13 protein-coding genes are annotated in these 14,099 nt (G+C 29.8%); all 13 read left to right on the top strand.

Annotation, left to right across the window (positions count from 1 at the left end; translation table 11 throughout):
- Nucleotides 1–268: 268 nt before the first annotated feature.
- The 13 genes from DB895_RS08985 (at nt 269) to DB895_RS08930 (ending at nt 14,091) form a co-directional block, all read left to right on the top strand.
- The gene (locus DB895_RS08985) at nt 269–1,531 is read left to right on the top strand and encodes an O-antigen ligase family protein (protein WP_116725037.1); all 1,263 of its coding nucleotides are present in this window, start codon (nt 269–271) and stop codon (nt 1,529–1,531) included.
- 86 nt (nt 1,532–1,617) lie between these two features.
- On the top strand, nt 1,618–2,238 hold the full coding sequence (locus tag DB895_RS14510) for an acyltransferase (RefSeq protein ID WP_116725036.1): 621 nt from the start codon (nt 1,618–1,620) through the stop codon (nt 2,236–2,238).
- A 27-nt stretch (nt 2,239–2,265) separates the two neighbouring features.
- Nucleotides 2,266–3,108, top strand: coding sequence for a glycosyltransferase family 2 protein (locus DB895_RS08975; protein WP_116725035.1), 843 nt, complete (start codon nt 2,266–2,268; stop codon nt 3,106–3,108).
- A gap of 222 nt (nt 3,109–3,330) precedes the next feature.
- A complete protein-coding gene (locus DB895_RS08970) occupies nt 3,331–3,804 on the top strand; it encodes a CatB-related O-acetyltransferase (protein ID WP_317046146.1) in 474 nt (157 codons plus the stop codon).
- A 15-nt stretch (nt 3,805–3,819) separates the two neighbouring features.
- Nucleotides 3,820–4,980 (top strand): glycosyltransferase, encoded by a 1,161-nt coding sequence (locus tag DB895_RS08965; RefSeq protein WP_116725033.1) that lies wholly within the window; start codon nt 3,820–3,822, stop codon nt 4,978–4,980.
- 174 nt (nt 4,981–5,154) lie between these two features.
- Nucleotides 5,155–5,925, top strand: coding sequence for a glycosyltransferase family 2 protein (locus DB895_RS08960; protein WP_116725032.1), 771 nt, complete (start codon nt 5,155–5,157; stop codon nt 5,923–5,925).
- A gap of 75 nt (nt 5,926–6,000) precedes the next feature.
- Nucleotides 6,001–6,144, top strand: coding sequence for a hypothetical protein (locus tag DB895_RS14285; RefSeq protein WP_166426956.1), 144 nt, complete (start codon nt 6,001–6,003; stop codon nt 6,142–6,144).
- Between the two features lie 35 nt (nt 6,145–6,179).
- On the top strand, nt 6,180–7,283 hold the full coding sequence (locus tag DB895_RS08955; protein ID WP_116725031.1) for a glycosyltransferase family 4 protein: 1,104 nt from the start codon (nt 6,180–6,182) through the stop codon (nt 7,281–7,283).
- Complete coding sequence (locus DB895_RS08950) at nt 7,280–8,275, top strand: NAD-dependent epimerase/dehydratase family protein (protein WP_116725030.1); 996 nt, start codon at nt 7,280–7,282, stop codon at nt 8,273–8,275. Before DB895_RS08955 ends, DB895_RS08950 begins: the two co-directional genes overlap by 4 nt.
- A 59-nt stretch (nt 8,276–8,334) precedes the next feature.
- Nucleotides 8,335–9,084 (top strand): WecB/TagA/CpsF family glycosyltransferase, encoded by a 750-nt coding sequence (locus DB895_RS08945; RefSeq protein ID WP_208012151.1) that lies wholly within the window; start codon nt 8,335–8,337, stop codon nt 9,082–9,084.
- 112 nt (nt 9,085–9,196) lie between these two features.
- Entirely contained in the window at nt 9,197–10,642 is a 1,446-nt protein-coding gene (locus DB895_RS08940; protein WP_243694650.1) for an undecaprenyl-phosphate glucose phosphotransferase, read from the top strand.
- 262 nt (nt 10,643–10,904) lie between these two features.
- Nucleotides 10,905–11,699 (top strand): polysaccharide biosynthesis/export family protein, encoded by a 795-nt coding sequence (locus DB895_RS08935; protein WP_116725028.1) that lies wholly within the window; start codon nt 10,905–10,907, stop codon nt 11,697–11,699.
- Nucleotides 11,700–11,706: 7 nt separating this feature from the next.
- Entirely contained in the window at nt 11,707–14,091 is a 2,385-nt protein-coding gene (locus DB895_RS08930) for a GumC family protein (protein ID WP_116725027.1), read from the top strand.
- The last annotated feature ends 8 nt before the right edge of the window (nt 14,092–14,099 follow it).

Raw genomic sequence — 14,099 nt, 5'->3', positions numbered from 1 at the left:
GATTCAGAATGGTGGAATTGGAATGTTGAGCATTTAAAAGAAAAATTTAAATTATTTCATAATCCTTCTGAGTTTATTGATTATCTGAAATTTAAAAATGAGAATAATATAACCCAAAAGGATAATATAATTTAATGATTTTGTGAAGAATTAACTTTTATATTTAATTCAAAATATATTTTTAGTTCAAACAATTAAATTATTTTAAAAATTATCATAATTAATCTAATATTTATTTTAGTTATATTTTTTTTTAAAAACCTAAGTAATGAACATAAATTACCATAAGAAAACTAATATTTATTTTTCATATTTATATGTTTTCTTAATACTGTTTTTTTCGACGAAAGCATCTGCTTTATCTTCTTCAATATTATTAACACGTTCGGTTGCATTTACCCTACTTATATTTTTTCTTTTTAATAAAATTAATATTGAAAAGAAATTTTTTAAATTCGTAATTTTTTTCTTTTTATTTGCCTTAATTATATGTTATAAATATGATTCTATCCAGCCATTCATTGATTTTTTATTTTTTTTTGTAGATGTTATTCTTTTAGCTTATTTCTCTTTAAAATTTGTTGGTTCTAATTTTTTTATAATATTTGAGAAAATAGTTTATAAATGGGCTTTGTTTAGTGCTCCCTTGTTTTTATTACAATTGATTATCCCTGACACTATTTTTAAACTAAATGCTACAGTTGGTTCTATATTAAGCATGTCAAAATTAGAATTGAATCGTGAAAATTATTCTAATTCCATTTTGTTTACCATGAATAATGCGGAGCATATAGAAAGGAATTGTGGTTTTATGTGGGAGCCAGGAGCATTTGGAGCAATGCTTATCATAGCGTTTGTAATTTATTTAAACTCCATTAATTTTAAATTCAGTAAAAAATCGATTGTTTATTTGCTTTTAATCTTGTCAACATTCTCAACCACCGCCTATCTAAATCTTTTACTGATACCATTTTTTTATTTGTTTAATTCTAAACAAAATAAAAATTATGTATTGATAGGTTCTATTATGATAATTGGGGTTGTCCTATTCCTTAATTTCTCATCTACCGTTTTTTTGGATAAAATATTTTTTCAGCTCAATACAATTGATACTAATTTAAATCTTTTAGATTATAAGGAGGAAACCGTGGCCTTGGATAGGTTTGCGAGTTTAATCTATTTATTACCAGAAATACAAAAAAACTTTTGGTTAGGCACTGGTTGGTCTTATGTAAATGATATCGCCACATCTAAAACAGTAAATTTATCTAATGGATTAGCTTTTTATTTTGTTATATTTGGTTTTGTTGGATTTATGTATTTAATATTTAATTTGTTTAAAACAGCACTTAAATTATTTGACAAGAATAAGAAGCAAGCAGGTTTATTTGTAATTTTAATTCTTAATATAGGATTTTCAAATCCTACATTTTTATTGCCATTTTTTATTTCCTTGCAATTATTTTATCTATTGAAATTTGATAATAAATTTTATTTTAATAATAAGAAAATTCAATTTCATGGAAATTAATTTTTTATAACACCATTTTTTTTGGAGTAATCATTAAAATGCTTTTTATGTTCCTTTAGCCATATTAATCAGATAAATTTTAAAATATGAAAATATATAATTATGGAATTTGGGAATTAATAAAAAAAATTCACCATAAAATTCATAATCCAATTGATGTTTTTTTTAGCAAGATATATCACAGTATAACCTTTAAAATACACGATGTTGAACATACAGAAATCCCAATTATAAAAGGAAGACTTATTATTAAAAATGAAGGTAAATGCATTTTGGGAAATAAGCTTAAATTTAATAGCACGCTAAAATCAAATTTTGTAGGCTTATACAAGCCTTGCACTATTTCCGTAAGAAATAATGGGCATTTGGAAATTAAAGAATTTAGTGGGTTTTCAGGTGTGTCAATTGTTTGTAGCAATAAAATTACAATTGGTAGATACGTTAATTGTGGGGGCAATGTTTCTATTTGGGATACGGATTTTCATCCTATTAACTATTTAGACAGAAGAGTTCATGATTTTGATAAAATTAATTCAGCTCCTATAGAAATTGGTGATGATGTATTTATTGGAGCTCATTCAATAATACTTAAAGGGGTAAAAATTGGCGATAAAGCAGTTATTGGAGCGGGTAGCGTAGTTACAAAGGATGTGCCCGAAAATCAAATATGGGCTGGCAATCCAGCTAAATTTATTAAAAATGTTTAGACTTATAGTATATAAGAAAGTTCGCAAATGGATCAAAAGCTTTACATAATATTACCTGTTCACAATAGAAAAGACATATCGATTAAGTTTGTCAAAATGTTACTTAATCAAACGTATCAAAACTATCATTTGGTAGTAATTGATGACGGCTCAACCGATGGTACTGTCGATTCCATTAGGGAATATTTGTCTGATTTTACCGTTATTAATGGTGATGGCAATTTATGGTGGGGTGGGGCGCTACATCAGGGGTATCTTTGGGTAAAAAACAAACTCAATGGTAGTTCGGATGCTGTTCTCATAATTAATGATGATGTGTTATTTGGAATAGATTTTTTAGAAATAGGCCTGAAAATTTTGCAAGATCATTCGTCTAAGACTTTAGTGATTGCCGAAAATTTTAAAGATGAATCTAAGGATACTTTAATAGATAGCGGCGTGTACATTAATTGGAAAAGTCTAGATTTTAATTGTCAAGTAAAAAATGGAAGCGCCAACTGTTGCAGTACCAGAGGATTGTTTTTAAATATTGATGATTTTCTTTCTATAGGAGGTTTTTTCCCTAAAGTATTACCACATTATTTATCGGATTACGAGTTTACGCATAGGGCATACAATAAAGGATTTAAAATTATTACGAATCCTTCTTTAAAGCTATTTACCGCCGCAAACACAACAGGCAATCATTTTATAAAAAAATCGTCTTTCAGGAATTACGTTAAAAATTTATTTTCTGTAAAGTATGTAGGTAATCCCGTTTATTTTACAACTTTTATTCTTCTGTCATGTCCTTTTTATTTGATTCCGTTAAATTTATTAAAAGTGTGGTTTGGTGTGATTAAAGAACTTGCAATTAATCAAAGAAATTAAATTTTTATGAAAATATCCTCTTTGGTTCCCTCTTTTTTAAAGCAATTGTGTATTCGTTCATACATAATAACTAAGCATTTTAACAAAAGTGTATATTTCGGTAATGGAATTATAGTGGGTTTTAAAACTTGTTTGGAAGGGTATAGTAAAATTGGTAAAAATGTTAATATAAGAAATTCGTTTGTTGGGCGTGGAACTTATATATATAACAACAGTAGTTTAATGCATTCGTCTATTGGAAGATTTTGTTCGATTGCTTCAAATGTCTCGGTTGTTATTGGGCAGCACCCTACAAAAAAATATGTGTCTACGCATCCGGCATTTTTTTCAATGCTTAAACAGTCAGGTTTTACGTTTGCAAAGAAAAATACCTTTAAGGAATTTTTGACTGTAGATGAAAATGAGGAATATGCCATAAAAATAGGTAATGATGTTTGGATTGGTTTTGGAGTTATGATTATGGAAGGGGTAACTATTGGAGATGGTGCCATTGTTGGTACCGGTGCCTTAGTGACGAAAGATATTGAGCCCTATTCCATCAATATTGGTATTCCTGCAAAAAAAATTGGGTATAGATTTGATGCCGAAGAGATTCAATACTTATTAAAATACCAATGGTGGAATAAAGATTTTGATTTTCTAAGAAAAAATGTCCATTTATTTACCGATATATCGGAATTTATTTCACAGTCATAATACACCTATTTTAAAATGGAAAAATATAAACCTGCGATTGTTATAGCAGCATACAATAGAAAACATTCATTAAAAAGGCTTTTGGATTCATTAGCTAAATCTATTTATCAATCTGAAGTTACACTGGTAATAAGTATTGATAAAAGCAACAATGAAGATGTATTAGACATTGCCAATAGTTTTGAATGGAATAATGGAGAAAAAGTGATACTAAAACACAATCAAAATTTGGGTTTAAAAAAACACATATTAGAATGTGGAAATCTTACCAAAACATACGGTTCCATCATTTTGTTGGAGGATGATTTGTATGTATCTCCTTTTTTTTATATTTACGCATTAGACGCATTACAATATTATAGTACTGATACAAATATTGCTGGAATATCGCTTTATGCACACAGTTTTAATGTACATGCTAAATTACCATTTACCCCTGTAAAAGAAGATTCAAGCGTTTTTTTCATGCAATTACCTTCATCTTGGGGACAAGCCTGGACGATTGAACAGTGGAACAACTTTACATTGTGGTTTAATTCCGACAAGAACAATAATAATTATCAAACATCGGCAATTCCAACAAATATTGCATCATGGCCCACCAGTTCTTGGCTTAAGATATTTACAAAATACATCATTGAAAACAATAAATATTTTGCTTATCCCTATGTTTCATTGACAACTAACTTTGGTGATGCGGGAGTTAATTTTGGAAGAAAATCTAGTTACGTGCAGGTAGTTTTGCAAAACATTGAGATAAAATATGAATTCAAAAAATTTGAAGATGCCAATTGTGTTTATGATTCTTATTTTGAAATGCTTCCTTCTAAATTAAAGTTAAAAGCCGACGAACTTTCAAATTACGATTTTGAGGTTGATTTATATGGATACAAACCTCTTCTAAATTTCAATAAACCCTATTTTCTTACAACTCAGAATTGTAAAGTGTATGAAAAAAGTTATGGTTTAGATTTTAAACCTATTGAGTTTAACGTTTTTGAAGAAAATAGTGGAGTTGACATTTTTCTTGTAAAAAGAGCAGACTTTAAGTACAATACTAAAAAACTTTCGAAATCAATTTTATTTGAGTATTATTATCGTATGCCCGTAATTGGAGAATTATTTAATTTGCTAATGTTAAAAATACGACAAAATATTTATGATAAGATATCCTAAACTATAAGTAATTACCCATATATAATCAAGGGTAATTCATTGAAGAAACGATTGTAGGTTTACTTATCTAAAAAACTAAATATATTATTTAACTGGGCAATCATATATCCGAAATTTAGAACAATCAGCCAAAAATTAAATAAACTTTAGTTAATTATAGTTTAAAATGTAAATATGTACTCTAAACAATTTCCTTTAATAAGTATCATAACTGTTGTTTACAATGGTTCAAAAACGCTTGATCAAACGATTCAAAGCGTAATAAATCAATCCTATAAAAATATAGAATATATAATTATCGATGGAGGATCAACCGATGGAACAATTGATATTATAAAAAAATACGAAAAACATATATCTCATTGGATTAGCGAAGCTGATAAAGGTCTTTATGACGCTATGAATAAAGGAATAGCTTTGGCAAAAGGAGAACTTATAGGTATGATTAATAGCGATGACTGGTATGAACTTGATGCTGTAGAAATAGTCGTAGATGCGTATTTGAAAAACCCGGATAAACGCCTATTTCATGGTGATAGATATGACATTGATAATGAAGGTAATCGAAGAAAATATAAGTTTAATAAATCAAAGTTTAAGTTTATTTATTTCTCAATGACTTATAATCATCCTTCGATGTTTATTCATAAAAATATTTATAATATTTACAAATATAATATTGAATTGAAATCAATTTCTGATTATGAGTTTGTTTTAAAAGTGTTTTTAAAGAATAGTGATTTCTTTTATTATATTCCTTTAACTTATGTGAACTATAGGCTAGATGGAATAAGTGCTAAACAAAGTTTGATTTCTGAAATAAAAGAAGGAACAAAAGCTAGATTAAATGCAGGCCTAAAATACCATCATGTTTTAGTTTTTATTATTCTAAAATTGATACGTTCTATTTTAAGGAATGTATTTCGGATTAAGTACATTTCTTAATGAGTTTTCTCTAGTCGCAAATAAAAGCAATGTGTAACGATTAGAAATTTTATTACAATTGGGAATAAAACCAATATGGATGCATTGACGTCAAAAAGTCCTGTTATAGGAGATAACGTGGAAATTGAAGTAGCCACAGTAGTTGTTAAAGACATGCCGGATAATTGTATAGTTGCAGGAAATCCTGCTGTAATAAAAAGATATATAAATCCAAAATAAGAAATAGTTAATAATAAAGATATTACAAACTTAAAATGGAAAGAAAATTAAAAATATTAGTTATTGGTCAAACTCCGCCCCCTTATGGTGGACAAATAATACATATTGGTAAGATTGTTACAATTTTAGAAAATAATGATTTTGATTTTCGGCTAATACGGATGAATTTTAGCGAAGAAATGAATGAAACGGGTAAGTTTAGTTATCTTAAAATATGGAAACTATTTAAGCTAATTCTTTCTGTAATTAAAAATCTTTTGTCTTACAGACCTGATTATGTTTATTATCCTCCTTCCGGAAATGAGAAAGCTCCAGTTTATAGAGATATAATTGTACTTTTTTTAATAAGATTGTTTCGTTTCAAAATAATCTTTCATTTTCATGCTGGAGGTATTTCTGATATTTATCCAAAGTTAAATTTTATTGTCCAAAAATTATTTAGATTTGTTTTTTTTCAACCAAATTATTCTATCTGTATGAGTAAAGCGGGTGAAAAAGATCCTTTATTTGTTGAGAGTAAAGAGATTGTAATTATTCCCTATGGTGTTGAGGATTTGAAATTATCAACTGATGTAAATTATAAAAATCCCAATAATAATTTTCAAGTGCTGTTTGTAGGTATTTGTAGAGAAACTAAAGGAATTATAGATTTCGTAAGTGTTATTGAAAAGGCTAATAAGTTGGATAATAGAATTGTTGGCAGAATTGTTGGTAAAATATTCTCAGAAATAGAAGAAGATGTTATTCAAAAAGGAATAAGTAAAGGGATTATAAACTTCGAAGGTGTGAAAATAGGAAAAGAGAAAAATGCAATATTTTGCGAATGCGACTTATTCTTGTTTCCTACTTTTTTTGAACATGAAAATTTCCCTACTGTGAATTTAGAAGCGTTTTCATCTGGAATGCCTGTTATTTCAACAAAATGGAGAGGTGTTGTTGATCAGATACGCGATGGCTACAATGGATATATTCACGAAGTCCATGATATAGATGGAATGGTTGACTCTATTTTAAAAATTGCAAATGATAAAGAATTACAATCAGAACTATCAAATAATGCCCGATCAGATTATGAAAATCAATATTCAGATCAATTGTTTGAACAAAATATATTAAAATTTTTTAAAAATTTAAAATGAAAACAATACTAATTACAGGGGGGTCCGGTTTTATAGGAACAAATATGATTGAGCTTTTAGAAGAAAAAGGCATTCAATCCATAATAAATTATGATAAAAATAAACCGACAAAACCCAATCAGGAAAAATATTGGGTAAAAGGGAACATTATGGACGAATCCTATTTTGGAGAGGTTCTTGAAAAATATAAGGTAGACACCGTTATTCATCTTGCTGCTCGTACAGATACTTTGAGTGATAATCTGGACGATTATATTGAAAATCATGAGGGCACCCAGCATATATTGAATGCGATAAAAAAATATGATAAGATTGAAAAACTAATTGTTGCCTCTACCCAATACGTTTATAAGTCCGATGAATCTCCCGTGCCATTGAATAATAAAGACTTCAAGCCACATACTATCTACGGACAAAGTAAAGTTTTGACAGAGCAATATTTACATTCCGCAGACCTTAAATGCGTATGGACAATTGTTCGACCTACTAATATTTGGGGGCCATGGCACATGAGATATCCTCTTGAATTATGGAAAATTATAGATAAGGGGATCTATTTTCATCCTGTGAGCCATCCCGTTATTAGAACCTATGGTTATGTTAAGAATATTGTGCACCAAGTTTATCAAATGCTCATAGCAGATGAGGAATTAGTAAATAAGAAAACATTTTACATAGGAGATCCTTCAATTGATTCTTATTCATGGATAAATGAATTTTCGTTGCAACTGAACGGCAATAAGGTAAAACGTTTGCCAACTTTTGTATTCAGTTTAACTGCTAAGGCTGGTGATGTACTAAGAAAATTAGGAATTCCATTTCCATTATATACTAAAAGGTTTCAAAATATGGTTGAAGATTATCCAGCTCCAACAGAACCTACAATAGAACTGTTTGGCCAAGCTGAAGTTAGTTTAGAGAAAAATGTAAAAGAAACCGTAAATTGGCTAAAAACTGACGGTAAAAATTACTTTGATTATTGGAAAAAATAAAATATTATTTTTGAAATGACTAAAATAAATTTTCATAAATTTCCAATTTAAAAAATATAATGAATAAATCAATATCCTCTGTTCCGTTAATGGATTATTCCATTTACAGTGGCGATTTAGCGGAATGTGCTGTTGGGGGCAAAACCCTTATCAACACAATTAACCAATATTCCTTTTGTATAGCAGAAAAAGATGCTGAATTTAAAAAAGCATTACAACAATCTGATGTTTTGCTTCCTGATGGAATGGCAATAGTGGCAGCGGTAAAACTGTTGTACGGGAACAAAATCAAAAAGATTGCCGGTGCCGATTTACACCTTCATTTTTTGGAGGAGCTAAACAAAAAAGGTGGGAGCTGTTTTTATTTAGGTTCTGCAGAAAATACTTTGGCAAAAATTGAAGCACGTATTTCAAGGGAGTTTCCTAACATTAAAATGAAAACTTTTTCACCACCCTATAAAGCGATGTTTTCTGACACTGAGATCCATCAAATGATTAGTGCCGTTAACGACTTTCAACCCGATGTTTTATTTATTGGCATGACGGCACCAAAACAGGAGAAATGGGGTTTTAAACATAAAGAGCAATTGGACACAAAAATCATCTGTTCCATCGGAGCGGTTTTTGATTTTTATGCAGGAACTGTTGTCCGTCCCCATCCGTTTTGGATAAAGTTAAGATTAGAATGGTTTATACGTTTGGTAAAAGAGCCAAAACGAATGTGGAAAAGATACCTATATTATGGTCCCGTTTTTATTAAGCTGATTTTACAAGAAAAATATAAAAACATTTTTTTAAGTAATACTTAATTCCGGAATAGACCAACAAATTAGAATAAAATGTTATTTTAGCATTGTTTAATTTTTTTTAGAATTGAGAATATACTAAGACTAATTAAATCTATGAAAAGGTACTTTCTGGATGATAAATAAACCTATAAATTATTATATGTCACTATTACAAGAACTGGCAACTTATCGCTTTTCCCGTTATTTCAAAATTTGTTTTATTTTGTGGGATTTAGTATTGTTAAATAGCGCCCTCCTTATTTCATTTCTAATTAAATTTGGGAGTTTAGAAAGAGCCGGATTGATGGAAGTACAAACTGTTTCCTTGTTATCAAACGTGTTTTGGCTAATTTTATTGCTTTACAGGGATGCCTATAGGATTGTCCGGATTGAAATGATTGAGTCTATATTGTTAAGAACCATAAGATTGGTGTTGGTTCATGCCTCAATGATTGGTGTACTGGTGTTTATTTTGAAATATACTGATATTTCTCGTTTACGAATGTTATATTTTTATTTCATCTTTTTCGCCTTACTTTTTATATCTCGAGTTTTTTTTATGAAAGTTTTAAAAGGTGTACGAACAAAAGGATACAATTTCAAGAATGTAATTATTATTGGAGCCAATGATACAGGAGAGCATATGCGTAAGATTTTATCAAAAGACCTGACCTATGGGTACCATTTTATGGGTTTTTTTGATGACAAAGTTGATCCTTTTGCCTTTATTTCATCGCCTATTTTAGGTGGTTTCGATGATATTCAAGACTATATAATCAATAATAACGTCGATGAAATGTATATAGCATTGCATATCGATGATTTAAAAATAATCAATCAACTAACGGAGATTTGCGAACGTCATATGGTGCGCATTAAATTCATTCCAGATTTTCAGTTGTATACTAAATCTCGAAAGGTCGAAATCAGTTTTTATGAAAATACGCCAGTATTAATGCTTCGTAAAGAACCATTGGAATTAACGTTAAATCGCCTTGTAAAAAACATCTTCGATTTCTGTTTTGCCCTTCTTGTAATTGTTTTGATTTTTCCATGGTTGTTCCCAATCCTAATTGTTATTATCAAGATGGATTCTCCTGGTCCAATCTTTTTTAAACAGGAACGCTCTGGCCGGGATAACAAGGCTTTTGGTTGCTTAAAATTCCGAACCATGTATGTCAATAAATATTCGGACAATTTACAGGCAACACAAGGGGATAGTCGCATTACAAAGGTTGGCGCATTCATGCGTAAGACAAATATTGACGAATTGCCACAGTTTTTTAATGTCTTGTTGGGTAATATGTCTGTAGTTGGTCCTCGTCCACACATGTTAAAACATACTCAGCAATACTCAGAACTAATCAATAATTATCTGGTACGTCATTATGCAAAACCGGGAATTACAGGCTGGGCTCAGGTCAATGGTTTTAGGGGAGAAACTAAGGAACTTATTGATATGAAGGACCGTGTAGATTATGATATCTGGTATATTGAAAACTGGAGTTTCATATTGGATATTAAAATTATTTTTAAGACTGTTTTTAATACTGTTCGAGGAGAAAAAAACGCATATTAGTTAGCCCTAAGTTGCATTTTTGAATAGGTTTTGCTATATGAAATCTATAGCTTCTTCACTGATAATGAGTTTTTTAATTAAGGATAATTTAGGTTGTAAATTAATAAAATTGTAATTTTAAATCTTAAATTGCTGATATAGTTGCCTTTTTAACATTGATTTTTCAATGATTTATTAGTGAATGAATCACGGCTTTTATCGCGAATTGTCTTTTTTGATTTAAAATATTAACTATATTTGGCGCTATTTAAAATAGAATACTATGAAATGTTTCTTCTTACTTAAGAAATCAATCCCATTATTTTTCACATTGCTTCTTTTTTCATGTGCTGATAGAAAAGATTTGGTTTATTATCAGAATATTGATACTTTGTCAAATCAGGAAAAATCTAATTCGTATGAGATTAAAATTCAACAAGATGATTTATTGATGATTGTTGTTTCTGCCGAAGATCCTGAAACTGCTATTCCATTCAATTTAAGAGCAGTCGGTAGTGTTAATCCGAAACAACCAGATATGCTACTGAGCCAACAATCATTGCAATTATATCTAGTGGACTCAAACGGTAATATTGATTTTCCAATTCTAGGGAAGTTGAAGGTAAGTGGGCTAACACGTACAGATGTATTAAAGATTTTTCAAGATAAAATTTCGAAATATATAGAAAAACCAATTATCAATCTTCGGATTGTTAATTTTAAATTTTCAGTACAAGGGGAAGTTACATCGCCCGGTACTTATCCTGTTACCTCTGAGCGTATAACATTAATAGAAGCCTTAACCATGGCTAAAGATTTGACTATTTATGGAAAAAGGAACAATATTTTGATTATTAGAGAAATCGATGGTGTAAAGTCATATAATAGAGTAGATATCACTAAAGCTGATTTTATCAACTCTCCTTTTTATTATCTGGCACAAAATGATGTGGTGTATGTAGAACCCAATAAAAACAAAATAAATGGGGCAGCAATAGGAACAAATACGGGAGTAATTATTTCTATAACTTCAATATTGATTACCTTAATAACTTTAATTATTACTACTACAAAATAATTTCTAAATGGGACGAAAAAATTCAGATAAAAATCAAGAGCAAGATCAAGAAGTTCACATAGGAGATGTATTGGCTCAATATGTAACGCATTGGAAATGGTTTGTATTAGGTATTACTATTGCATTAATTATTGCTTTTTTGTATTTAAGATATGCAACACCACAATATCAAGCGACAACTACAATATTAGTGAAAGACGAAAAAAAAGGTGGAATGATGTCTGAATTGTCAGCTTTTGCCGATTTGGGATTGGGGGGAGGTATGAAAAATAATGTTGATAATGAAGTTGAAATTTTAAAGTCAAGAACATTAGTAGAAAGTACGGTAAAAAAATTAAATCTAAATATTAACTTGTTTGCGAAAGGGAATGTAAATGATATTGAAGTTTACGAAGAATCTCCTATTGAAGTTAATTTTATCAACAAGTTTAATCGGTTTTATGAAAGTAAAATGGTTCTTGAATTTCTGCAGATAACTCCAGAAACGTTTGAGTTAGAAAATGCGATTTTTATAGGGTCATCAAAAACAATACTAAATGATAAAAAGGAATTTCGATTTGGGGAATTAATTAAAACTAAATACGGGGATTTAATTATTACTAAAAAAAATCGATTAGAGGAGCCAGTTAGTAATACTTATGAAAAAATAGCCATAAAAGTAAGTCCTTTGGAACAAACAGTCGAAAGTTTTCAAAGCAGACTTAATGTTACTTCATTAAGTAAAACTAGCAGTATAGTTACACTTACAATAACGGATCCTGTCGTTAAAAAATCAGAGGAATTTCTAGATAATTTAATTCAAATTTACAATCAGAATGCTGTAACCGATAAGAATATAATTTCTGAAAAAACATCTGAGTTTATAGATAATCGATTAAAATTGATTACTCAAGAATTGGGTGGTGTAGAACAAGATGTTGAAAGTTTTAAGCGAACAAATAACCTAACGGATATTGAATCGGAAACAAAACTATTTATTGAAGGAGCCAATGCATATAATAATAAGGTATTGGAGACGGAAATTCAACTTAACATGGTTTCATCTATGTTGGGGTTTATGAAAAATTCAACTAATTCGGATCTGTTGCCAGCCAACCTTATAGCAGGTCAAAATGATGCTTCGTCACTAATTAATTCCTATAATCAATTGGTTTTAGATCGAAACAGGATTTTGAAAACGGCTACACTAGCTAACCCTACAGTGGTTAAAATGGATCAACAAATGGCCTCACTGAAATCTAATGTTTTAGCTAGTTTAAATCGATTACAATCGAATTTGATTATTCAAAAAAGGGATTTAAAAGGGAAAGAGGGTAACTTTAATTCCAAAATCGGAAAAATTCCAGTACAAGAACGCCAGTTTAGAATTATTGCAAGACAACAAAAAGTTAAAGAAGAGCTGTACTTGTATTTATTGCAAAAAAGAGAAGAAACAGCGATTTCTTTATCTGCCACCGAGCCTAATGCTAGGGTAATTGATTTGGCCAAGGCTCTAAAAATTCCTGTAGCTCCTAAAAAAAATGTCATTTATCTTGTTGCCTTATTACTTGGGCTTTTAATACCATTCGGCATTATCTACGCAATTGGTTTATTAGATACAAAGGTAAAAAGTAGTATGGATTTAATAGGGAAAACTAATATTCCATTTATTGGAGATGTACCTACTTCAGCTTCTCCTTTTGAAATCATGAATCCAGGTAGTAGAACGAGTACAGCCGAAGCATTACGAATCATCAGATCCAATCTAGAGTTTATGGGCAATAAAGATCATGATGGTAAGGCAAAAACATTTTTTGTAACTTCTACCGTTCCTTCTGAAGGAAAAACATTTATTTCTGCGAATCTGGCCGCTACCTTTGCTTTGTCAGGAAGTAGTGTATTATTAATTGAGATGGACGTTAGGAATCCTAAATTAAGTAAATATTTCAAATTGCCTACAAGGGGGGTTACTAATTACTTGTCATCTAATGAATTAAATCTTGATAATTTCAGGGTTAAACAAGAAGGATATGATAATTTCTATGTAATTCCAGCAGGTATTGTTCCTCCTAATCCAGCTGAGTTATTGATGAGTAAAAAAGTAGATTCTCTTTTTAAATCAATTAAATCACAATACGATTATATAATTGTTGATACCGCGCCAGTTAGTCTAGTTGCTGATACTACTTTAATAGCTAAAAACGCAGATTGCTTTGTTTATGTTTTTCGTGCAAACTATTTAGGGAAGCGTATGCTTGATATTGCTAACACTTTTTATAAAGGAAAAAAACTTCCTAACATGTGTCTACTACTAAACGATACAGATTCTAGAAAAGGGTATGGGTATGGGTATGGGTATGGAGTGAAGCATGAAATTACTTTACCATGGTATAAAAAAATAATGAAGATTTAATTGTGTTT

The organism is Flavobacterium psychrotolerans, assembly GCF_003097635.1.
Classification (GTDB): Bacteria; Bacteroidota; Bacteroidia; order Flavobacteriales; family Flavobacteriaceae; genus Flavobacterium; species Flavobacterium psychrotolerans.
Note: the sequence above shows the minus strand (reverse complement) of the source record. Positions and strands in the feature narration are given on the sequence as shown.